This is a genomic window from Pelotomaculum propionicicum (assembly GCF_004369225.1).
In the GTDB taxonomy this organism is placed as follows: Bacteria; Bacillota; Desulfotomaculia; order Desulfotomaculales; family Pelotomaculaceae; genus Pelotomaculum_B; species Pelotomaculum_B propionicicum.
In genome coordinates, this window is record NZ_QFFZ01000039.1 from 1 (window position 1) to 22,806 (window position 22,806).

15 protein-coding genes and 1 pseudogene are annotated in these 22,806 nt (G+C 51.2%); 15 read left to right on the forward strand and 1 reads right to left on the reverse strand.

Going from position 1 to position 22,806, the window contains the following annotated elements; genetic code table 11:
• From Pmgp_RS14420 to Pmgp_RS14460, 9 genes and pseudogenes are all read left to right on the forward strand, one after another.
• A pseudogene (locus Pmgp_RS14420) lies at positions 1–248 on the forward strand (Rpn family recombination-promoting nuclease/putative transposase); the annotation flags it as partial.
• Positions 249–649: 401 nt separating this feature from the next.
• Complete coding sequence (locus tag Pmgp_RS14425) at positions 650–1,174, forward strand: copper amine oxidase N-terminal domain-containing protein (RefSeq protein ID WP_134214680.1); 525 nt, start codon at positions 650–652, stop codon at positions 1,172–1,174.
• An 89-nt stretch (positions 1,175–1,263) separates the two neighbouring features.
• Positions 1,264–3,975, forward strand: a complete 2,712-nt coding sequence (locus Pmgp_RS14430) for a S8 family serine peptidase (protein ID WP_134214681.1) — start codon at positions 1,264–1,266, stop codon at positions 3,973–3,975.
• Between the two features lie 121 nt (positions 3,976–4,096).
• On the forward strand, positions 4,097–4,864 hold the full coding sequence (locus tag Pmgp_RS14435; RefSeq protein ID WP_134214682.1) for an REP-associated tyrosine transposase: 768 nt from the start codon (positions 4,097–4,099) through the stop codon (positions 4,862–4,864).
• 196 nt (positions 4,865–5,060) lie between these two features.
• On the forward strand, positions 5,061–5,360 hold the full coding sequence (locus tag Pmgp_RS14440; RefSeq protein ID WP_134214683.1) for a GIY-YIG nuclease family protein: 300 nt from the start codon (positions 5,061–5,063) through the stop codon (positions 5,358–5,360).
• Positions 5,361–5,614: 254 nt separating this feature from the next.
• The gene (locus tag Pmgp_RS14445) at positions 5,615–7,927 is read left to right on the forward strand and encodes a glycosyltransferase family 4 protein (protein ID WP_134214684.1); all 2,313 of its coding nucleotides are present in this window, start codon (positions 5,615–5,617) and stop codon (positions 7,925–7,927) included.
• Entirely contained in the window at positions 7,927–10,263 is a 2,337-nt protein-coding gene (locus Pmgp_RS14450) for a glycosyltransferase (protein WP_134214685.1), read from the forward strand. Before Pmgp_RS14445 ends, Pmgp_RS14450 begins: the two co-directional genes overlap by 1 nt.
• A 37-nt stretch (positions 10,264–10,300) precedes the next feature.
• The gene (locus Pmgp_RS14455; RefSeq protein ID WP_134214686.1) at positions 10,301–12,637 is read left to right on the forward strand and encodes a M6 family metalloprotease domain-containing protein; all 2,337 of its coding nucleotides are present in this window, start codon (positions 10,301–10,303) and stop codon (positions 12,635–12,637) included.
• A 96-nt stretch (positions 12,638–12,733) separates the two neighbouring features.
• Positions 12,734–14,806: a glycosyltransferase gene (locus Pmgp_RS14460; RefSeq protein ID WP_134214687.1), complete on the forward strand. Its 2,073-nt coding sequence runs from the start codon at positions 12,734–12,736 to the stop codon at positions 14,804–14,806.
• Positions 14,807–14,898: 92 nt separating this feature from the next.
• On the opposite strand, the gene Pmgp_RS14465 is transcribed toward Pmgp_RS14460, so the two are convergent.
• Complete coding sequence (locus tag Pmgp_RS14465) at positions 14,899–15,084, reverse strand: Arc family DNA-binding protein (protein WP_134214702.1); 186 nt, start codon at positions 15,082–15,084, stop codon at positions 14,899–14,901.
• A gap of 224 nt (positions 15,085–15,308) precedes the next feature.
• On the opposite strand from Pmgp_RS14465, the gene Pmgp_RS14470 reads away from it, so the two are divergent.
• The 6 genes from Pmgp_RS14470 to Pmgp_RS14495 all read left to right on the forward strand — a co-directional run bounded on the left by Pmgp_RS14470 (position 15,309) and on the right by Pmgp_RS14495 (position 22,800).
• Positions 15,309–16,451 (forward strand): glycosyltransferase family 4 protein, encoded by a 1,143-nt coding sequence (locus Pmgp_RS14470; protein ID WP_192902942.1) that lies wholly within the window; start codon positions 15,309–15,311, stop codon positions 16,449–16,451.
• Positions 16,452–16,550: 99 nt separating this feature from the next.
• Positions 16,551–17,975 (forward strand): sugar transferase, encoded by a 1,425-nt coding sequence (locus Pmgp_RS14475; protein ID WP_205078047.1) that lies wholly within the window; start codon positions 16,551–16,553, stop codon positions 17,973–17,975.
• A 204-nt stretch (positions 17,976–18,179) separates the two neighbouring features.
• On the forward strand, positions 18,180–19,376 hold the full coding sequence (locus Pmgp_RS14480; protein ID WP_134214689.1) for an SGNH/GDSL hydrolase family protein: 1,197 nt from the start codon (positions 18,180–18,182) through the stop codon (positions 19,374–19,376).
• Positions 19,373–20,602 (forward strand): MBOAT family O-acyltransferase, encoded by a 1,230-nt coding sequence (locus tag Pmgp_RS14485; protein ID WP_134214690.1) that lies wholly within the window; start codon positions 19,373–19,375, stop codon positions 20,600–20,602. Before Pmgp_RS14480 ends, Pmgp_RS14485 begins: the two co-directional genes overlap by 4 nt.
• Before the next feature lie 367 nt (positions 20,603–20,969).
• A complete protein-coding gene (locus Pmgp_RS14490; RefSeq protein WP_134214691.1) occupies positions 20,970–21,422 on the forward strand; it encodes a MarR family winged helix-turn-helix transcriptional regulator in 453 nt (150 codons plus the stop codon).
• A 172-nt stretch (positions 21,423–21,594) separates the two neighbouring features.
• Entirely contained in the window at positions 21,595–22,800 is a 1,206-nt protein-coding gene (locus Pmgp_RS14495) for an efflux RND transporter periplasmic adaptor subunit (protein WP_192902943.1), read from the forward strand.
• Positions 22,801–22,806: the final 6 nt, after the last annotated feature.

Sequence of the window (22,806 nt, forward strand, 5' to 3'; positions counted from 1 at the left end):
TGCTGGAGGAAACCGACCCCAGGGAGGTGGAGAAAGTGATCACCAACATCGAACGGACACTGGACGAGATGAAGAGGCAAGCTTTGCTCGAAGGTGAAACGAGAGGCAAGATTGAGGGCAAGATTGAGGGCAAGATTGAAGTTGCAAGGACAGCGTTAAAGAGGGGCTTTCCCGTGGATGAAGTGGCAGAAATAACCGGGCTGTCCAGGGAGACCGTTTTGGAACTGAAGAAACAGCTGGAAAACTGAACCGATAACCAGGGGGACGGTTTAACCAGGGGGACGGTTGGCTGGTTGATCCAGGCGGCTGTGCATAAAGGCGTGGTGAAAATAAACCAGAGACACAACCAAAAGGGCTAACTACCGATTTATCGGTGACTGGCCCTTTTGTATTGCCACTGATAGGGAGATGGTGTTAGAGTTCCGGAGATGGGTAAATAATGGAATGGTATAACAACGCATATGGAATGTGGAAATAAAGATGGAGATATAGGGTTGTTTGTTCGGGATTTAAGCAAATATTTAATAATCAAGATGATTATTAGAAAGCTACCATTTACCTAAATGTGGTAAATAGTGGTGCAATTAAAAATGTTTATTGATTTTATTATCATATAGTGCTAAATTATAACTCGAGTGAGGGATTTCTAATGAAAAGGTTCTCTTTATATGCGATATTACTGGTTATCGTAACCTGTCTTTGCCTCCGTCCCGGCTTGACCAGCGAGGTGTTGGGGAAAATTATTTTTTTCGCTGGTAAAAGCGAATATAACATAGATGGTCAGGTATATACCATGCGGATGATGCCGGTTATCCTCGAAGGGAACTTTTATGTGCCTGTCCGTGATCTGGCCGAAGCAGTCGGCGCCGATGTAATTTGGGATGGAAGCGGGAAAAGTGCGACAGTTACCAGGGAATATAATGCACGGCGATTTGTGGCGGTGATCAAGGTTGGCAGTGATGAAATCACCTTAACCAATACTCCGGGGAAAGGGATATCCGCCCAGTTCATAACTGTAAAGAAAATACAAATGATACCAACGCCGCTAATAATAAACGGCAGGCTTATGGCGCCTGTCCGTCCATTGGCTGAGGCTTTGGGCAACAAGGTTTCCTGGGATGCCGGGAGCGGTACTGTGACTATCTATCCGGGGGGTGAATACAGGGAGAGATAAATTAATTATAAAAACCAGATTTTTTACGGAGTCGTTCCTAGAGAATTAATTAGAAAGATGAATTTAATTATTATTGGGGGAGAGGTAGTATGCGCGGAAAAGGTAATTCCTTGCTGTTAATGGCTATTATAGGGCTTTTTTTTATGGGTTTATCCCTGTATTTCACTGTAAACTATGCGCAGGCGAGCGGTAGTAGCGCCCCGGACGCGACAAATTTATACGTCGGCGCTGCTGTAAATGATGCCATCACTAATCCCGGCGAAGCCCGCTGGTTTAAAATTACCCCGCCGGAAAGTATGATCCGTGATGCAACACATTTTAAATTTGAAACATCCGGTAATTTAGATACATACATTCGGGTGTATATTGACCTTCAGAATGCTATGCTGGACAAACCGTCTTATACAGATGATGATGACGGTACTGGAACGAACGCCTTAGTTGAAATACCAATCGCCTACAATGGACCGTTTTACATTAAAGTGACAGCTTTAGGCAATGCTACAGGATTATTTGGGATTGGCGCTTCAACCCTTAATAACCCGCCCGGCGATTATCCCAGCAGCGGGCCTTGTGTCGCTGAAAGCGCGGTGTCAGACAGGCCTTCCGGCCTTCAGATGCTGGCAAACATGTATGCTGTAAGAGATGGATTGTTGACCAAAACAACCGCCGGGAAAAGGATAATCGATTTATATTACCGGTCTTCACCATACCTTATTAAAGGATTGGTTAAGGACGAAAATTTCCGGAACGCGTTATATGAGAGTCTTTTGCAGTTCCAACCATTCTTAGAGCAAGCAATCGCTGTGGGGAACGGTACACAAAGCAACTATGTAATAACAGAGCAAGACTATAAAAACATAGTCGGCATGCGCGCTTTAATCGAACCTTGGCTGCCTGACAATCTCAGGTCGGAGCTTAATTCGCTATGGGAAGGTATGGGTGTTTCTTCTTTCTCAGGTGAAGAGTTAAGAAATTGTTTTGTTAAAACAGGTTTATATACCGATAAAAAAACACCTTACCTGACTGACGAGCTAGTTATTAAATTAAAGTCAATTAATAATCAAAGCAGTGAAAATGCTGAATATAACCCTGGCTTGTATTTGACGGCTCTAAACCAGAAACTAAGCGCGTACGGGGTGAAAAGTATTAAGCCTTTAGGACTACCCGCATCCGCGAATACGGCTAATAATGGTTTAATAGAGAGAACGTTTTTAGTCAAGCTTTATAGCGGTTATCCTGACACGTTAGCCCTGGCGGGGGAATTGTCCAAGCTTCCCGAAGTAGAGTACGCCGAGCCGAACTATATAATGAATGCTCTAACTGAGGATGTCTATTTCAATTACCAGTGGCCGCTTTTGAATACTGGACAAAATGGTGGAATTGCCGGAGACGATATAAATTACAATGGGCTGCAGCAGGTACTGCAGGGACAAAATTTAGCAAGTACCATGATTGCGGTGATAGATACAGGAGTAAATTATAAGTTGGCTGATCTGTCGGGTATAGTCCGTACGGATATCGACCTGGATTTAGTAAACGGCGATGAAGACGCGATGGATGATTGCGACCACGGTACGCATGTGGCGGGCATCATCGCTTCCATTGGAAATAACGGTTTTTCTATGAGCGGCATTAACCACAACTGCACCATCTTACCTGTAAAGGTGCTGAGCAGCTCCGGTTCGGGAACTTCCGCTAATGTTGCCCTGGGTATAACATATGCGGCAGGAGCGGGCGCTAAGGTAATCAATCTTAGTTTAGGTGATACCAGTTCCTCAAATGTTATTGAGGATGCGCTTAGATATGCGACTGATAATAATGTATTATGCGTAGCCGCCGCCGGTAATGACGGACACAGTTATTTAAGCTATCCGGCATCTTCAAGCTATACCCTGTCGGTTGGCGCCACTGACAACCGGGACGTGTTGGCCTCTTTCTCAAATTATGGCAGTGGTCTTGACGTTGTGGCTCCCGGGGTGAAAATCCCAAGTTTAATAAAAGATGGGAACGTGGTATATGCTGACGGGACCTCAATGGCTACCCCTCATGTTTCTGCTATAGCCGGTCTCCTTTATTCCAAGATACCTGGCCTGACATGGACGGACGCGATGCAGAGAATTGAGAACGGTTGTAAGGATCTTGGCAATCAAGGGTATGACTTGACTTATGGTTGGGGCCGGGTAGATGCGGCAAGAATTCTTGGCGCAGCGTTACCACCATACGGGCATGTCAATGAAGTCAGCCTGTCTGCTGATAAGGCCAGTCCGCAGCCCGTAGGCACAGCGGTTACTTTTACCGCAAGCTCTTCCGGCAGCAATAACCCGCATTACCAATTCTGGATCCAGAAGCCCGATGGTTCCTGGTCAAGCAGTGGCGCCTATTCCGGCAGCAATAGCTACCAGCTTACCAATACCGTCGCCGGTACCTACAATGTAGTGGTCTACGCCAAGGATGCCAATGCTTCACAATATGAGGCTTTTAATAGTGTTAGTTTCACCTTTACCGGCAACAGCGGCCATGTTAATTCAGTAAGTTTGTCAGCTAATAAGACCAGTCCGCAGCGCGCGGGGACAGTGGTTACTTTCACCGCCAGCGCTTCCGGCAGCAGCAGTCCGCTCTACCAATTCTGGATCCAGAAGCCCGATGGTTCCTGGTTAAGCAGTGGAGCCTATTCAAGCAACAGTAGTTACCAGCTTAACAATACCGTCGCCGGTATTTACACTGTTGCAGTTTACGCTAAGGATATCAGCGCTGTCCAATGGGAGGCATTTGGCCAGTTAAATTTCACTTTTAATTAAAAATCAAGCTAAAACGCCGGGTGCCGCACCCGGCGTTTTCAACCGGTAACAACCAGGGGGACGGTTCTTTTGGCTGGTAAAAGCACTCTAAAAATGGTATAATTAAACAGGGGTGAATACCATGCCAAGAACAGCCAGAGAGAAAAGCAGGACGGGTATATATCATATGATTTTGCGGGGGATAAACCGGCAGACTATCTTTGAAGATGACGAAGACGGCAACAGATTTATGCAGACATTAGAAGAGTATCAGAAAAAAAGCGAATTCAAGCTATACGCTTACTGCTTGATGGGCAACCATGCTCATCTGCTGGTGAAGGAAGAAAAAGAAGACCTGGGCGTTGCCATGAGACGTATCGGCGCCAGCTATGTTTATTGGTATAACTGGAAATATGAAAGATGCGGCCATTTGTTTCAGGATCGTTATAAAAGCGAGACAGTGGAAGATGACCAATATTTTTTAACAGTCCTTAGATATATACATCAAAATCCGGTGAAAGCCGGGTTAATCAAAGAGGCGGCTGACTATACATGGAGCAGTTACCGCGAATTTCTAGGAACCCCCAAACTCGTAGAAACAGATTTTGTGCTGGGATTTTTTGATAGTGACAAGGGTAAGGCCATAGAGAAGTTTAAGGTGTTCCATACCGCCGAAGGAAGGGAGTCCTGCCTGGAGATTGATGAAAAGAAGAAATGGAAAGACAGTGAGGCCATTGAATTAATCAAGCATGTATGCCAGATAGCGCACTGCAAGGAGGCGCAGAATCTGAACAAGGAAAAACAATGTGAATATTTAAAACGGCTCAGCGCGGAAGGTTTATCCGCCAGGCAGATTGGTAGAATAACGGGTATTGGCAGGTGGGTCATACACAAAGCAATTGAAAGTTGAATCAGCCAGGGGGAATCAGCCAGGGGGACGGTTCTCTTGGCTGGTGAAAAACGCCAGCCAAGAGAACCGTCCCCCTGGCTGCATCCCCCTGGCTGATAAAAAATCCATGGAAAAGTGGAACAAAAGACCCAAGAAGCTGTCTAATATATTAGCACGTGTAAACTGACAATATAAAGACTGTTTGTGAGGTGGAGCTATGAAGTGGCAGTTAGGCGATGAGCGTGATAGCCGGATTATCAAATATGACGGCTGGTTAGACTTGCTTGACATAGAAGCACCTGATAAGCAAGGCGTATTTGTGTTTGTTGCGGAGAATATGGAAGTTAAATACGTTGGTTGTGCGCATAAAAGTTTGAGTGATGAAATACAAATGGCGGTTAGCCAGGGAAAGTCCTCGGGCGCATGGATGTTTGCCTGGTATATTACGGATTCACAAAGCGACGCTGAAATTTTGAAAGCATATTGGGTGAGTAAATATAAGCCGGAAAATAATTAAAAGTGAATAGTGGCGACTTTTTGCATGTGCAAGAAAAAACAGTCTGGAGGTTACTCAAAACGCGGCGCGGCACCGTTTGATACAGGCGTAAATGAGTCTTTTTAAAAAAGAGCTGGGGATGGCTTGAAAAATCATCCTCAGTTCTTTTTTTAAAGTGTCGCTTTTTGGTGTTAAGCGCGTATGTTTACGGGTAACTCAAAAGGATAATCATGTTCAAGGGAGGTATTGTGCGAAAAATGTAGTATATTTAAGCCATGGATAATTATGTTGAAAAAATGATTTGTTTCGTCAGCGGCGAAATCTGGCCGGGTAATGGCGGGGGCATCGGGCGGCTGTTAAGTGAAAACGCGCGTTTACTCACCGGATCTGTCACCCCTGTTTTTCTGCTGGACATAGACGACATGGCGCGGGATACCTTTCAGAGTTACGCAGAAGTATATATACCCGGAGCCAGAATTTATACCGTGGATGGTTTATTAGCCAGCCACGCTTCAGAATTGCGCAGGTATGGCGACCCCCGCATAGGCCTGCCTGATTTCAAGTATTTTCACTACTGGCGGTCATATCTTATTGACTTGTGCCTGCAACATATTCTGGCCGTGGAGAATGTCAGCGGCATTGAATTTGCCGATTACCTGGGACAGGGTTACATCTATTTTAAAATGCGTTTACTGCGGGAAAGCTGCCGGAACATTCCCGCCTGGGTTCGCCTGCACGGCAGCGCTGAGATCTGTGACGAAGCCGACGGCAAAGACAAATTCACGCCTGCGCGCCTGCGGTTATATGACATGGAGCGCTATTGCCTGGCCCGCTGCGACCGCTGGGTGGCTCCCTCCGCCGCGGTGCGCGACTGGTACGGGCAATATTATGAACTGAAAAAAAACTGCCTGACCTCGCCGCCCGGCTTTCAACACCTGGGCCCGGGCCAAACCCACCCGCGCCGGCCGGATCCGGCGCGCCCCAGGAGGGTGTTATTTTACAGCAAGCTGCAGCGGCTCAAGGGTGTGGACCTGCTGGTGCGGGCAGCCCTGGAATTCCTGCGGCGCGACGACTCCGGGGCTGAATTTTTGCTGGTGGGGCCGGATGTGCCTGACGCCTCCGGCGCGTCGACAAAAGAGCGGCTGGAGCGGATGATTCCTCAGCGGTACAGGGCAAACTTTATTTTCAAGGGAAAAATAGAGCCTTCAGAACTGCCGGAGATTGCCGCCGGGTGCGACCTGGCGGTGATCCCGTCAAGGTTCGAGTCTTTTTGCCTGGCCGCCCACGAGTTGAACTGGATTGGCATCCCCTTGCTGGTCAATGATATCCCGGGCTTTGCCGATTTTTTTGTGGACGGCCAGAACTGCCTCAAGTTCGAAGGTACGGCAATAAATCTTTACCGCCGTCTCCAACAGTTTTTCAACAGGCCGGATATTTTAAAGCGCCTGCGCCGGCGGGCGCCCGGGCCGGATCTATCCGTGCCGGATTTGTACGGGGCGCTGTCCAGCGCCGCCGGCTTGGACCCCGTCATAGTGAAAAGGCCGGTGGAAGAACCCCCTGTGGCAATATTTACCGGTGGGGAAGCTCCTTCGGCAGAGGTGGCGGCTTCTCTGGCGGCCCTGAATTACTCTAACTGGCGGGTCTGGTATTCAGGTGAAGACGGCCCCCCGGGAGACTTGAGCGACTCACGGCTCATGCCGGAAGAACAACTTTGCCAGAGGCTGCCGGACGGGGGCCGGCGCCTCCGGCGGGAAAACGCCAAATTTGATTTTTATCTTTTCCTGCCGGAGCAGGCACTGCCACGGCCGGACTTTTTAAACCAGGCGGTGGCGGCTTTGACGGCGGAGCCCGGCCTGGCGGGGGTAACCTGCTACGCGGCTCTTGACGGTCCCGGACCGGAGGGGGAAGAGTATATCATTCCCTTTGATTTAAACCGTTATCTTATTTTTACTGAAAATGTCACCGGCGGCCTGCCCGTGCTCTGGCGCCGGGAAACGGTAGCGGGGCGGCGCCTGGAGGAACTTGTGGAACCGGCGGCGATTTGGTCTTTCTTATGCTCGTTGGCGGCGGCGGGGAAACAAATAGCGGTTTTGCCCCGGTTGCTTATGGATATGCGCGGCCGGGAAGTACCGCGGTTTAGTGTTTCAATAATTGAAGAACACTCCGGGTATGTGCGGAAAAATGCCACCGGATTAATGCGCCTCTTCATTTTCCTGCTGGAAGAAACCAGGGGCGGCAATCACGTTTTGCGCCGCCGGGTAGCGGAATTGGAAAAAGTGAACGGTGATTTATGGGCTGAAGTAAAAAAACTCGGCGCTTCCTGGGAAGAATTAAGGTCTTATACCCTGGCCAAGGAAGAGGTATGTACGGAACTATGGAATGACCTGGTTGAGTCCCGTGCCAAGATCGAACAATTGCATTGCCAACTAAATGAAGCGAACGGCGCGGCTGTGGAAATGCGCCGCAAAATAGAGGAGCAGCAGGCGGAAATGGAATCCCTCATATCTTTTCTGGAGAAAAAGAAACTGGTCAGGTTATTGACCGCTACGGGTCTCTGGGACGAAAAGTATTTCAGGAGGGGCAAGTAATGAAGATATGGTTTTTGACTACCGAGTATCCCCCCTACTACGGCGGAGGCATCGGCACTTACATGCAGCATGCCGCGCAAATGTTTGCCGGTGCGGGGCACGAGGTGACAGTATTTGTTCCGGGCCTGGAAAGAACAGAAGAGCTGCAGTCGGCACGGCTCAGGCTGCTCCGGTTTCGTTCCGGGGTTAACGATCTGGAGTCGGCAGCGCCCGGCCCTGAGCCGGACGATCACCCCGCCTTTCCATTTAACGTCATGTCTCACTGGCCGGCTCTAAGCTACCAATTTGCTTTGCAGGTGCGGGAATTTATCGCGCGGGAAGGGCCGCCGGATGTTATAGAGGCGCAGGACTACGGCGGTATCAGTTACTACTTGCTGCAGGAGAAATTACTTGGCTACCCCGGCCTGGCCGGTGTTCCCGTGCTGGTGCATTTACACGCCCCGACTTTTGAGCTTTTGCCGGAAAACCAGTACCCTGATTACAGGCTGCCTGAGTACTGGGTGGAGCGGATGGAAAAGTTTTGTGTCTTAGCCGCCGACCGGCGTGTTTGCCCCAGCAATTTTTTAAGACGCCGGGTGCTCGGGAGCCTTAGCGCCGGCGGGGCTGAATTGGACATAGATGTGGTGCCGTTGCCTTTCCAGCCGCCGGAGCTGGAGGCTAACGGCGCGGGCATTGAGGAAGGAGTGCTGGTCTGCATCGGGCGCCTGCAGTTATGCAAGGGCACATTGCCCCTGCTGGCAAGCTGCGACCGTCTCTGGCGGGAAGGGGAACAATTCAGGCTGGTCCTCGTCGGCGGTGACACCGAGTTTTACGCCAGGGGGATTACAGTAGGCGAATATTTACGCCGGCGCTACGAGAGGTGGATCGAAGACGGGCGGCTGGAGCTTACCGGCAACCTTACCCCGGACCAGTGCGCGGTCCAGCGGGCCCGGGCACGGGCGATTCTGGTCCCCTCGCTTTACGAAAACTTCCCCATGACCTGCGTGGAGGCCATGCACGCGGGCAAGGTGGTCATTGCCTCTTCTTCCGGCGGACAAGGGGAGATGATTGGCAACGAAGACTGCGGCTATGTATTTGACTGGTCCGAAACCGGTTCTCTGGAACGCTGCATTAAAAAAGTTTTACGCTTAACCCCCGCTGAAATTAAGGCTACCGGCTCGCGGGCGCGGGCCCGGATCCGGCAATTGACCGCCTATGAAAATGTCCTGCCCCGGCGGATGGAGATATTTGAACAGATGAAAGGTCAAATAGCGGAGAAAAGAATATTTCCCTCGGTAAACCAGTTTGCCATGCTGCCGCTGCCCCGTCAGGCGGAGGAGGAGTATGCGCCGGATTTGCTGTCTGTGATTATTCCTTATTACAATATGGGTCAGTATGTTGATGACGCGCTGCAAAGCGCCTTAAGGAGCGCCTACCGGCCGCTGGAAATATTGATTGTCAACGACGGCAGCACTGAGTCCCGGAGCCTTGACAAACTGCGGGAAATTGAGGCTGCCGGGCGGGACGGGGTGCGGGTGCTGCATATCGAAAACAGGGGGCTGGCCTCGGTGCGGAATTTCGGAGCAGCCCGGGCCCGGGGGGAGTTTCTGGCCTTCCTCGACGCCGACGATATGGTAGAGCCGGATTTTTACAGCCGCTCGATAAATGTTCTTAAGAAGTACCATAATGTTTCCCTGGTATATTCCTGGGTGCGTTATTTTGAAGGGGCCAACGGCTGTTTCATAAGCAACAATCTGGAATTTCCCTTTCTGCTGGCTCATAACATGGCGGCGGTCATCTGCGTCCTCAAGCGGGCCGACTTCCTGGCCTTTGCCCGGAACAAACCGTTGATGTCCTACGGCCTGGAGGATTTCGAAAGCTGGATCTCCCTCTACGAGTCAGGCCGGCTGGGAGTATGTATTCCGGAAATGCTGGCGCGCTACCGGGTACGCCCGGACTCCATGCTGCGGAGTATGAATGAAGATCAGGTCCTCTACATGTACGATGAAATTGTCCGCCTGCATGCTCAGTCCTACAAACAATTTGGGGACGAACTCTTCCGGCTGCTGAGCGCCAACGGGGCATCGTTTGCCTGGAACTCGCCCGGAGACAACTGGCAGAGCGCTGAAAAGCGGCTCCGGTGGTCCGCGGAGCGCCTGCGGGCGGTGGAGGAAGAAGTGCGAACGCTGCGGGAGCGGGTGGCAAACCTGGAGTGGGCTGAAGAGCAGTTGCGGTATTTTTCCGATCCCGCAAACATGGGATTAAAGACAGCCCTGCGGGGGCTGGGGTGCGGCTTGAAAAGAAAAACCAGGCAAATGCTTAAGAGCCCTGTAAATCGCCTGAAGGGTAATAATTAAAGAAATAGACACCATACGGTATAGGGAGAGGCGCCAGATGCACTGTGTTAAGAAGATATTCAGGGGCGGTATGTTTTTTCTCTTGATCAGCTTTTTCTTGTTTGCCAATCAGTCTTTGGCCGGTCAACTGGAAATGATGCCGCCGCATCCCCAACTGATTGAACAGTTAAAAAACACCGGCGGCTTACAGGACTTGATAAATATACAACAACAGATGACCGTGAGAGGTTTTGAAACTCCGGCAAAACGCCCGGAAAAGTCCTTATTTAATATTCAGGGCGCCTCAAACAGCCCGGTTGACTCAACGGCCTCAGCCCTGGTGCTTTGTGTCCAGTTTACGGATACTGCTCCGCAACATTCAACCGCCGAATTCCAGAAGTTATTGTTTGGCTCCTCTTTTGGCACGATGAAGGACTACTTTGCGAAAAATTCACGTGGACTGTTTGATTTAAACGGCAAGGTTGCCGGCGGCGATATGGCCGGTTCCAACCAGGGGACGGCTTTTATCAAACTGCCCAATCCTAAAAGTTACTATGTGGGCTATCAATACGCCACGGGCTCCTACCCGCAAAACTCCCAGGGCATTGTTGTAGACGCGGTTAACGCCCTGAAAGCGGCTAACTTTGATTTTACTCCTTATGCCGCCAATGGCGCTATTCCCTACCTGTTTGTTATCGTCACCGGCAACGGGGCGGAATTTACCGGCAGAACCAGGGATATCTGGTCGCACAGCGCTTCCCTGGGCAGCCACCAGGTAGTTGTAAAGGTTGACGGCGGTACCGCCACGGTCGACTGTTATTCGATTGAACCCGAATTAAAAGGGGATGGAAATGAATTAAATACCATCGGTGTATTCTGCCATGAATTTGGACATATCCTGGGGCTGCCTGATTTGTATGACACACAAAACTACCGGGACTCGGAGGGTGACGGTGATTGGACCGTCATGGCCGCCGGCAGTTGGAACGGGCCGCACAGCGACGGTTCAGCGCCGGCGGAATTTGACGCTTTTTCCAAAACATATCTCGGCTGGATCAATCCCGATAGTTTTTCCGGATCGGGGGTCAGGTTATCCATGCCGCCTGTGGAAGGAGCGGGCGGACAGGTATATAGAATAACCCCCGCCGGCAGTCAGACGGAATATTTCCTGTTCGAAAACAAGCAGCAGACCGGCTATGACCTGTATTTAGACGGCCACGGGCTGCTTGTCTGGCATATTGACGGCAGTATGGCAAACCCTGACAGTATCTACTGGAGGGCCAATGAAGTTAACAACATCTCCAACGGACATTACGGGGTTGCCCTGGTTCAGGCCGACGGACGGAACGATCTGGAGCATGGCGCCAACCGGGGCGACGCTTCCGACCCTTTTCCCGGCGCCGGCAATGTTACGTCTTTTACGGATAACACTACCCCCGGCTCCAAACTCTACAACGGAACTCAATCAAATATCTCGCTCATGAATATCAGCGAAGCCGGCCAAAATGTCAATCTGGTTGTAACAACCACCGGTCATGTTGCTGCCGTGAGTCTGTCCGCCGACAAGACTGATCCACAGCCGGCCGGCACGGCGGTGACATTAACCGCCAACGCGGCCGTCAGCAACCCGGTCTACCAGTTCTGGGTGAAGGACCCGCGGGACGACAGCTGGACGTCCAGCGGTGAATTCGGCGGAGGCAGTTATACTTTAACCAGGCGCGTGCCCGGCGTCTACACGGTGGTAGTGTTCGCCAAATCATCAGATGCGCCCGGCAGCGTTCCAGTGCAGAGTGCTCCGTTTACCTTTACCTTTACCAAGAGCGGCTCGGTAAGCGGGTTGTTGGTAAGCGGCCCCAACGGCGGCCAAACTACGGGCGGTGACGCCACCTTCACAGCCGCGGCAACCGATGACGGCGGCACGCCTTGCTACGAATTCTGGCTGCATGACGCGGCTGGCTGGAGGGTTGTCAAGAACTGGTCGGCGGACAATAGCTTTACTCTGGGCAATATACAGGCCGGCAGCTACGTCATCGCGGCAACGGCCCTTGACAGGGCCGATTTGGAGGCCGGCAAATGGGACATGGTTTATACCAAGTCCTTTGTGTTAAACGCCGGCAGCAGTGTTGACTTAACCGCCCCGGCCGGCGTGGTGTCCGGCGGCGCGGTAAATCTGAGCGCCCAGGCCGCCGGCTTGACAGGCGCGGAATACCAGTTCTGGTATCAGGCTCCGGACGGCGGCTGGCGCAATAGCGGCGATTATACCGGTAACAATACTTACAGTTTTATTGCTGATACGCCGGGAGCGTACCGCGTGGTTGTCTACGCCAAGGACCATTACGCGCCGTCTACCGGACAGTTTGCCGTGCTGAGTGTCGCGACGGTGCTCAGCCGGTAAGCGGATTGAACGGCGGGAAGCAGGTATTACAACAAAGATGTAGTATATTTAACGGTGGCGAAGAGGTAAAGGACAGTTGAAACGGAGTGCTTGTCGATGTCGAAAAATAAGGCTTCCTGGGCGTTACAAAAGGTAGTTGAGGTAACAAAGCGTGACGGAGTTTTGGTAATGTCGAATAAAGTGCTGGCCAGATTGCGTTATACGGTCCAGGGGCCTTTTCGTGTTCTGAAGCGGTCCATACCGCCGCAAGTCAAGGAGCGGCTGCGTCAGTCACGGGAGCCCGCGCTCCCGGTGGTTGACCAGATCATTCTCCCGGAGGGAGTGCCGCTGGCTGCCGTGATTATCCCCTGTTACAACTACGGCAAATACCTGCCTGCGGCGGTGGAAAGTGTCCTGCGGCAGACCCTGGGCAATATTGAGGTTATCGTGGTGGATGACGGTTCCGATGATCCGCATACTATTTCTGTTCTCGGCGAGATAGGGGAAGGCGGGCGGGTCAGGGTTATCCGCCAGCCGAATAAAGGACTGCCGGCGGCGCGCAATACCGGTATCCGGGCCACTGCGGCCCGCTATATCACCTGTCTGGACGCTGACGACTTGATTGACCCCACCTACCTGGAAAAGGCGGTGATGCTGCTGGAAACCCGGCCGGACATCGGCCTGGCCTACCCGCTGGCACAGCTTTTCGGTGATGTGGAGGAGACCTGGTATACCGAGCCCCTTGATCCTGTGAAGCTTTTGCAGTACAACCACATTCCCGTGGTGGCTGTTTTCCGCCGTGAGGCCTGGGAAAAGGTGGGGGGCTACGACGAGAGCATGCGTATCGGCTACGAGGACTGGGAATTCTGGCTGAGGCTGGCTGGGGAAGGCTATGGCGGATACCTGATCCCGGAGCGGCTTTTCAAGCATCGCCGCCACGGGAAAACGATGACTCACCGGGCAAAGGAAAAACACCGGCAGTTGAGCGAAGAAATCAGAAGGAAACACGCCCGCGTAGCGAGGGCGAAGCGGTTCCGGGCATCAGAGGTGAAGCCGGAGCGGGCTTTTGTAAATATGTTGGGAGCGCCCCGCCTGCCGGGGCGGAAACGCCTTCTGGTACTGGTCCCCTGGCTGACTGTGGGCGGGGCCGAAACAGTTCTGCTGCAGGTGCTTAAAGCCTTTGCCGGCTCCGGCGGCTGGCAGGTTTACCTTGCCACTACCCTGGATTCTCCCAACGAGTGGGCCGGCCGTTTTGCTGAGGTTACCCCGCTGCTGTTTTTTTTGCCTCACTTGCTGCCGAGGAGATATTTCACCGACTGCATAATCTCGCTGATCAGCAGGCATGAAATAGACGGGGTGCTGATCTCTCACTCGGAGCTGGCCTACCTCAGCCTTGCACAGCTGAGAAAAGTTGCGCCCGGGCTGTTGGTTCTGGATTTGCTGCACAACGACAGCCCGGAGGGATACGCGCGCCTCAGCGCGCGGGTGGACCATTTTTTGAACGGGCATATCGTTGTGCACGAAGGAATTAAAAATACGCTGGTTGAAAGATTCGGCCTGCCTGAAGGGAAAATATTTGTCATTCCGAACGGAGTTGACGAGGAGCATTTCAAGCCGTGGAACGAGGATCGGGCGGGATTGAAAAAAAAGCTGGGCCTTGACCCCGCCAAGCGGCAAATCGCTTTTGTCGGGCGTCTGTCTATAGAGAAAAATCCTCTTTTATTTGTTAAAGCGGCCGCCAGGTTAAAACATCTGCCGGGAGTGGAGTGGTTGTGTTACGGTGACGGCGTCATGGAAGATGAAACACGCGCGGCGGCCATGAATTTAGACGCGCCGGTAAGATTCATGGGCGCCTGTACGGACACGGCCGCCATCCTCAATGCCGTCGATTTGCTGGCGCTTACTTCGAACAGTGAGGGTTTGCCCATGGTGGTGCTGGAAGCGTTGCTGTGCGGCGTGCCGGTGGTGGCGACGGACGTTGGCTGCCTGGCCGGTGTTGTGCGGGACGGAGTGAACGGATACCTGGTGGAAAAGGGGGATTTAAACGCACTTTGTTCTATTTTGCAGGAATTATTAGAACGGCCGGAGCGGCTTGATCAAATGAAGCAGTATTGCCGCTCCAGTGTGGTTGACAGGTATTCCGGCCATGATATGGCCAGCGCCTATGTAAGATTATTTGAAAATATTTAAAGGAGGGGTGTCATGCCCCTCCTTTAAATTTAACATTTCATACAATCAGCGCAAGACCCAGAGCGTTGTCAACTTCAATTCACCCGTTGAGGTTAAGCCGGCATCCCGCTATCTTCCATATCATTATCATGGTTATCGTTTAGGAACTCTTCTACCATTTGCACTATTATCTGGTTGACGCTTTTACCCGTTTTTTCTTTCATTGTTTCCAGTTTTTCCCTGAGCTCTAGCGGTAACCGTATCTGCAATGCCACAGCCGGATGAAATTTTGATTTCATTTTTCTCAGCCCTTTCTTTATTGCAATTAATACTAACATTGAAAGCAACTAACTATCAATGAATATTTGCTGGCAGGCTTGTAATTTAATGGAAGTCGATCAAATTCCCTTTATTTTACTTACAGGACAACCCGGCCCGGGCAGGTATTAGCGGCAAAAATATTGTATATTATTTTTATGTGCTGACGAAGGAATAGAGAAACCAATGTTACGGGGTGGACTTTTTGACCCGGATTAAAGTGTTGCTTATAGTTACCCTGTCTGAGCTGGGCGGGGCGCAAAAGGTGGTTTATCATATCGCCGCCGGTCTGCCTCCGGAACAGTTTGAAGTGACTGTTGCCTGCGCGCCCGGTGGCGAATTGGTGAACTGGTTGAGGAATTTGCCCCGGGGCGTCCAGGTGATGGAGATTTCCGGGCTTAAAAGGAATATATCCCTGTGGGACGATCTGAAAGCTTTCAAGAAGCTGTATGCTTTGATTAAAAAAGGCGCTTTTGATATTGTACACTGCCACAGTTCCAAGGCGGGTGTTTTAGGGAGGCTGGCCGCTTATTTCGCCGGCGTGCCGAAGATTTATTTCACGGCGCACGGGTGGGGAATAAACGAATATCAGAGCCGGCCGGTCCGCTTTTTTTACACGTGGGCGGAGCGTTTGGCCGGGGTGGTCAGCACCGGGGTTGTCTGTGTTTCAGAAAGCGACTTGTTGAAGGGCCGGAATTTACGGCTTGCGGCCAACGATAAATTAAAGGTGATTTATAACGGTATGCCGGAGCCCAGGCCGAAGGAAGGGGTTTTACGCGGGGAACTAAATATCAGGAAGGAAGATATTGTCATCGGGTCAGTGGCCCGTCTGGCGCCTCAAAAGGATCCTTTATTTTTACTGGAAGTAGCCGGGCGAATGATAACCTCCCCCGATAATAATCAGGACCGGGGACGTGTTTATTTTGTCATTATCGGAGATGGGCCGCTGAGATCCCGGTGTGAAGAATTCGTCAACCTTAAAAATCTGCAAGGCAGTGTTTTTTTAATGGGCGCGAGGGAAGATGCGGCCGAATTGCTAAGGGATTTTGATGTGTTTGTATTGTTTTCCAGATGGGAAGGACTGCCTCTGACCATTATTGAGGCGATGCTTGCAGGTCGCCCTGTTGTGGCCAGCGCGGTGGGCGGCGTCAGTGAAATGGTGGTGGATCAAAAAACTGGTTTATTGATCAATGCAAGTGACGGAAGAGCGGCGGTACAGGCGCTCCGGGAACTGGCGGCCGACCGGGAGCGGCGCCTTTCCATGGGAGAGGCCGGCCGGCGGAGAGCCGTTGAGTTGTTCAGTATAAATGAAATGGTAAATAAGTACAGGGAGCTTTATTTGTCATAATAAGTTTGCAATACTGTATTACTCATGCTAAAAAGGAAATTGTCCTGCTGTGGCGAAGTAAAAATAAAAAATGTATCCTTATTTGATCGGGGAATTTCTATGATCAAGCGGAAGAAGAGCATGCTGTTTCAAATAACACTCCTGGTTTTGGATCTTGTGTTGATTAATCTGGGCTATTTACTGGCCTTTTTAATTAAATTCGGATGGAATATTCCCGCAATCAACTTTGCGGCCTATCTTTCCACCTGGCCCTGGCTTACTTTGGCCGCCCTGTCGCTTTTTTATTTTTATGGATTATACGGCAGTTACCGGTGGCGGTGGGCGGAAGTTTTTGCGTCGCTGATTTGTGTTTTGTTTTTCCAGGCACTGGCGGCCATGGCCTTGTCCTTCCTTTTTCGCGGCTTCTCTTTTCCACGTTCCGTGCTGTTAACCGCGCCTTTTATGCAACTGGCTTTGTTGGCCCTCTGGAGAAGGGTGGCATGGTTGCTTGAGAAGGGTATGCAGGAGACGAGGAAAGTGATCGTGGTTGGACAACCACTGGAGGCGGTGGTTCTGGCTGAAAAGCTGGAATCAGCCACAGGCGGAAGCATAAAAGTAGCCGGGTTTGTGGTTGACGCCTCTTCCGACAGGGGCGTTCAGGAATTGGAGCGTCTGGAAAGGGAGGAGCTTCCTGGTAATCCCCTTTGCGGTATTTTGGGCCGCTGGCCGGTGCTGGGGGACATGACGAATTTTTGCGATTGCCTTGACGATGTGAGACCTGACCAGGTTTTCGCCTGTTCAACTCTTTCCCAGGAGGACAAGGCCGGGGTGGTTTACGCCTGTGTGTCCAGGGACAGAAAGGTGTCTCTGGTGCCTGATTTGTACGAGATTATGTTGGCCCAGGCTAGACTGGAGCAGGTGGATGACGTGCCGGTATTCACGGTGGGTTGTCTGGCCATACCCGAGGAAGCTCAGTTTATAAAAAGAGCCACCGACATACTGCTTTCCCTGGCAGCCCTGGCGGTTGCCGCTCCCTTGTATCTTCTGGCGGCCTTCGCCATAAAACTGGACTCGCCGGGACCGGTTTTATACCGCCAAAAACGCCTGACCCTGCAGGGGAAGCCTTTTTACCTGTACAAATTCCGGACCATGGTGGTGAATGCCGAACAGGAGACCGGGCCGGTGCTGGCCTCGGAAAACGACCCCCGGGTAACCAGGGTGGGACGCTTTTTGCGGGCGGCCCGGATCGACGAGATCCCCCAGTTGTTGAACGTTTTGAAGGGCGACATGAGCATCGTGGGGCCGCGTCCGGAAAGACCTTTTTTCGTTAACGAGTTGATCAAGGAGAAGCCGGAGTATATCTACCGGATGAATGTCAAGTCCGGCATCACCGGCCTGGCCCAGATTGCCGGCCGTTACAGCACCAGCCCGGAGAACAAGCTGAAATATGACTTGCTTTACACAAAGTCGTACTCCCCGGCCAAGGATCTGGCTATTTTACTGCAGACCGTAAAGGTTATTTTAATGAAAGACAGGGCCTCCTAACCGCTCCTGGAGCCAGGCCCTTAACTTGTCAACTTATGTTTTGAGCAGGTACCACCCTTGTTACATCTGTGGCAAGGGTTGATTTTTTTGAAGAAGACGTTTCATGAACAGTTCTTTTGCCAGAAAATTTACAAAAGGGTATGCCTTGTGTTTTGTCGAAAGAAAACAAATTTAGATATATTGTTTTATCCCGGGGGATAAGAAATGCGGCAGCAGGCTGTGGGTGGAATTACTTTTTTAGTATCCCTGGCGCTCTTTTTTTTCATATCGAACTTTTTAGCAGGGTGGTATGTTTATCACCAGATGGGATATGACAGGTTTTTCCGGTTTGAGGACGGAGCGCATGTAAAGGGAGAAGTCCTTGATTTATATATGGAATATATTGCCGGTCAAAGGGGCTATAAAATTGCGGTGATTGGCGATTCAGTGGTGCAGGGTGCCGGCGTCCCCGCACGGGAGCAGACTATCACCGCCCACCTGCAGGATGAACTGCGCGGCAGTTACCTGCCCGGAGCGAAGGTGTTTAATTTAGGGCTGCCCGGCGGCCGCCCCGCCGACCTGCTCATGACCTTAAAAAAACTGCGCCAGTCCGGGGCGGTGCAGCTGGTTGTGGTTAATATCTCCTATCCCTTCTTTTCAGACGAAATGTCCCAGACCCCGCTCCTTTATTTCAAAGTGTGGTCCCCCTATTTAACGGAATTAGAACTTAAAGAACTCAAGGTCCCTCCTGTAAAGCAGGCTGAGCCTAAGGCCACGGCAGGGCTGGAAGATGGCGGCGGCAGTATGGAGGCTGAAAACTTTTTGCAGTGGAAGATATCTTCCATCTGGTCCGTTTACCGGTTCAGGCAGGAGCTGAACAGGTTTATTTTCGGCGGCCCGCCTGCCCAAAAAATAAAGGAATTTTTCAACCCTGCCTCTAAAGATGAAACGCAGCTGAGCGAACAGCCCGAGGAGGCAGTCCTGGAAGAACCTCTCTCCGAGAAAGACAAACCGGAAAACAAGTACAACGTCTGGTACAGCTTCACCTGGAGCGACCGTGATCTGGAGCACCTGGCTAAAGTCTTCAATGTCAATGACAGCAACATGAATTTTAAATACTACCGTGCATTGTGCCGGTACCTGAAAGAAAATGAAATTCCGGCTGTAATCTTCATGAGCCCGGTCAACCTTGACCTGCTGAAGAAGTACCAACTGCTTGACGAGAATTCTTACCTGGAGAATACCAACCTGATCAGCCAGGTGGCGCGGCAAAACGGTATAGTATTTTTAGACTACCAGGAAGCGGTTGGAACGGACCTGTTTCATGATTCCATGCATATGCTTGACGGCGGCAACGAGGCCACCGCCAAACTGCTCGGCCGGGACCTGCAGCCTGTTATTCGGGGAGCTTTGAACCGATGATTTTTAACACCTGGGTGTATGGAGCGTTTCTTGCATCTTTTACGATACTATACTGGACCGTTGTTCCGGCCAAAGGACGCGGCATAGCCCTGCTTGTGGCCGGCCTGGTTTTTTACACCTATTATTACCCGGCGCACACCGCGCTTATCGGCGGGCTGATCCTGGCTACCTATGGTCTTGGGGCCGCGCTGAGCAGGTTGAAGGCCGGGGAACCGCTGCCCCTGTTGCAGAACCGGGTAAGCTTACGCGCTGTTTTAGTTGCAGCCTTGTTTATCTGCCTGGGAGTGCTGGCGTATTACAAGTATCTGAAACTCTTTGTGGCGACTTATAATGATCTTGCCGCGACGTTTAACAGCGGCCAGGCTTTGCTTACGCCGGAGATTGTGGTACCGCTGGGCCTCTCCTTTTTCATTTTTGAATTTGTGCACTACCTGGCGGAAACTTACAAGGGGACCCTGCCCAAAGCGAGCTTAGTTGAATACGCGGCCTTCGGGCTTTTTTTCCCCACCCTGGTCGCCGGGCCGATTAAAAGGTTTAAACCCTTTTGGGAACAGCTGCGTGACCCCGCGGCCTTCAGGATTGAATTCGTGAGTGAAGGTCTTTACCGCATCCTGACCGGGCTTGGGAAAAAGGTAATTATAGCCGATAATATGGCTCTTTTCACCGGCCCTCTGACAAGTCCCTCAAATGCCGGCGGCGCAGACCTGTGGGTGGCGGTTTATGCCTTTGCGATCAAGATCTTTTTTGATTTCGCCGGTTACTCGGATATAGCCATCGGCAGCGCCAGGCTTTTAGGCATTGCCGTGCCTGAAAACTTCAACCGGCCCTACCTGTCCCCGAATATTGCCGCCTTCTGGAACCGCTGGCATATGTCACTGAGCAGCTGGATCAAGGACTACCTTTACATCCCGCTGGGCGGCAACAGGGGGACGCTGCTTTTTACCCTGAAAAACCTAATGATCGCCATGGCCCTGTGCGGTCTCTGGCACGGCGCGGCCTGGAACTTTGTGGTCTGGGGTGTTTACCACGGGGCGGGATTGTGTTTTTACAGGGTATACAGGAAAAAGGCGGCCAAACTGATCAGTTATATAGAAAAAATACCGGCGCCATTGACAAAAACACTGTCTGTTTTGGCAACGTTCCATTATGTCTGTCTGGGCTGGGTCTTTTTCGCCACGGACGCGGGCAAGTCTTTTCAAGTTATAGGCAAGCTTTTTAGCTTTTAGCCACGTTATATCTTTCATTCCCGCGTCTCACGTCTCACGGCCCATATCCCATATCCCAAGTTTAGAAAGAGTGGTGTTGAAAGTGACCAGGACAGTTTTAATTAATATCTTTAAGGCACTTTTTTTAATCACTGTGCTTATTTTAACGGTGCTGTTCAGCACCGGCCAGGAGTCTAGGTTTATTTACACAGATTTTTAATGAGACGCCCCTAAGAAACAATAGGCATATTTATTGCCAATTGCCCTGTTAAACCCCTGCCAAGCCATATATTTTTATGTCAGACAAAGCTTGACAACAGATTTGGGAAAACATATACTTTATCCAGTTAAGCATTTACTGGTTTAAGAATACTTCTGGAGGCGTATTATGACTGACACAGACAGACAAAAATACTTTTTTCGCTTCGGGGAGATAATTATGGAAATAGCCCGGAAACTGCATGTTGAACTGGACGAACAAAATGTTCCGGGCATTACCGGCAGTCAGTTTTTTGTTTTGCGGCAGATCTGCAGCAGGGGCCGGCTGACAGTATCTGAGGTGGCGGAAAAATTGGGTGTTTCTCTCAGCGCGATAACCGCTCTGGTGGACAGGCTGGTAAAATCAGGCCTGGTGGTCAGGAGCCGTGACGAGAAGGACCGCCGGCTGGTCTGGCTGGAGGCGACCGATAAAGGCAGGGAAACCATGAAAAGCTGCATGGTAGGCAGGAAGAAGGTGGCTGAGAAATATTTCAGTCAATTGCCTGAAGAAGACATACAAAAATTAATTGACATATACGAAAAAATTCTATCAATGATTAAATCAGAAGAAAAAAGAGGATGAATGTTTTTCTGAATAACTGGATTTATACATACTCTTGTGCGAATAAATTCACACCATTACATAAGGGTTTATTTTTTTATATGGGTGATAGGCCCTTACGCTAAGAAACAAATGATTTTTTTGTAAGCAACCGGTTAACTGGCTGCGGGTGAAGAAGGGGGAAGCATATAGCTTGAGGAAATGTCTCATTCCGGTGGCGGCAATCATTCTTTTAATTTCAATCTTTTTGACGGCGGGATGCGGTTACAAGGCCCGCAAGGCAAAAGAAGGCGAAATAGTTATTAGCGCCGCTACAGCCCAGAGCGGTAAACTCTCCGGCGGCACGGTGGTCAGCGGCAAACTGGAAGCGCTCAGATCGGCCAATTTATTACCGAAAACAAGCGGCAAAGTCGGCAGCATTCCTGTGGACATCGGCTCCGAGGCGGCTGAAGGCGACCTGCTGCTCAGCCTTGACGCGCCTGACCTGGCGGCTTTGGTGGACTTGTACGCCGCACAGCTGGACAAAGCCAGAAATTCAGATTTGCCCGCCCAGAAAAACCAGGCGGAATATAACCTCGCTAATGCCGAGGCGACATTCAGAACAGCCGAGGCGGATTTCCAGCGCAACAAGCAGTTGATAGAATCAAATACTATTTCCAGGCAGCAGTTTGAGCAGTCTGAAAAAGCCTACCTGCAGGCCAAGGCGTCTTACGGATCCGCCCAAAACGCCCTGGACATACTGGTAGGCGCCACCATTCCGGAAACCATCCGGCAGTATGAGGCCCAGCTTAATAAAGCACAGGCTGATTACGCCAATACCATGGTCAGAGCTCCTTTCAGCGGTGTGGTCACCGCCAGGAATGTGAACCCGGGTGAGTATATAAATATAAATGTAATGACCAGTTCCAATCAGGCCGCCATCACGCTGGTGAACCTGGACACAGTGCTGGTACAGGCGAGTGTCGGTGAAGACCAGGTCAATAAAATAAGTGTCGGCCAGGAGATAAAAGTAAAAGTCGGCTCAGTCCAAAATGAGCCTTTCACGGGAACTGTCACCAACATAGCTCTGGCCGCAAACCCCGCCAGCAAGGCCTACCCGGTGAAAATACAGATACAGAACCCCCGGCATATACTAAAGCCGGGAATGTTCGCCGAGGTGTTTTTGCATACCAACGACGAAGAAGGTATTATCATCCCCAGAGAAGCCCTGCTCAAAGACGGAGATAAAGACTATGTTTATGTGATTGAAAACGGCAGGGCGGCCAGACGCGAGGTGATTGCCGGCCATTCGGACGGCAAAAGCGTGATTATCAGGTCAGGCCTCAAAGACGGGGAGGCAGTCGCGACATCCGGCACTGATACTTTAGTAGACGGTATGAACGTCAGCGTGCAGAATTAGGAGAGA

Bases quoted from the DNA above. Each gene is read 5' to 3' on its own strand.
- Pmgp_RS14465 (WP_134214702.1), bottom strand. From the start codon at position 15,084: ATGAAATCAAAATTTCATCCGGCTGTGGCATTGCAGATACGGTTACCG.
- Pmgp_RS14430 (WP_134214681.1), top strand. From the start codon at position 1,264: ATGCGCGGAAAAGGTAATTCCTTGCTGTTAATGGCTATTATAGGGCTT.
- Pmgp_RS14490 (WP_134214691.1), top strand. From the start codon at position 20,970: ATGACTGACACAGACAGACAAAAATACTTTTTTCGCTTCGGGGAGATA.
- Pmgp_RS14440 (WP_134214683.1), top strand. From the start codon at position 5,061: ATGAAGTGGCAGTTAGGCGATGAGCGTGATAGCCGGATTATCAAATAT.
- Pmgp_RS14425 (WP_134214680.1), top strand. From the start codon at position 650: ATGAAAAGGTTCTCTTTATATGCGATATTACTGGTTATCGTAACCTGT.
- Pmgp_RS14435 (WP_134214682.1), top strand. From the start codon at position 4,097: ATGCCAAGAACAGCCAGAGAGAAAAGCAGGACGGGTATATATCATATG.
- Pmgp_RS14485 (WP_134214690.1), top strand. From the start codon at position 19,373: ATGATTTTTAACACCTGGGTGTATGGAGCGTTTCTTGCATCTTTTACG.
- Pmgp_RS14480 (WP_134214689.1), top strand. From the start codon at position 18,180: ATGCGGCAGCAGGCTGTGGGTGGAATTACTTTTTTAGTATCCCTGGCG.
- Pmgp_RS14475 (WP_205078047.1), top strand. From the start codon at position 16,551: ATGATCAAGCGGAAGAAGAGCATGCTGTTTCAAATAACACTCCTGGTT.
- Pmgp_RS14445 (WP_134214684.1), top strand. From the start codon at position 5,615: ATGGATAATTATGTTGAAAAAATGATTTGTTTCGTCAGCGGCGAAATC.
- Pmgp_RS14450 (WP_134214685.1), top strand. From the start codon at position 7,927: ATGAAGATATGGTTTTTGACTACCGAGTATCCCCCCTACTACGGCGGA.
- Pmgp_RS14460 (WP_134214687.1), top strand. From the start codon at position 12,734: ATGTCGAAAAATAAGGCTTCCTGGGCGTTACAAAAGGTAGTTGAGGTA.
- Pmgp_RS14455 (WP_134214686.1), top strand. From the start codon at position 10,301: ATGCACTGTGTTAAGAAGATATTCAGGGGCGGTATGTTTTTTCTCTTG.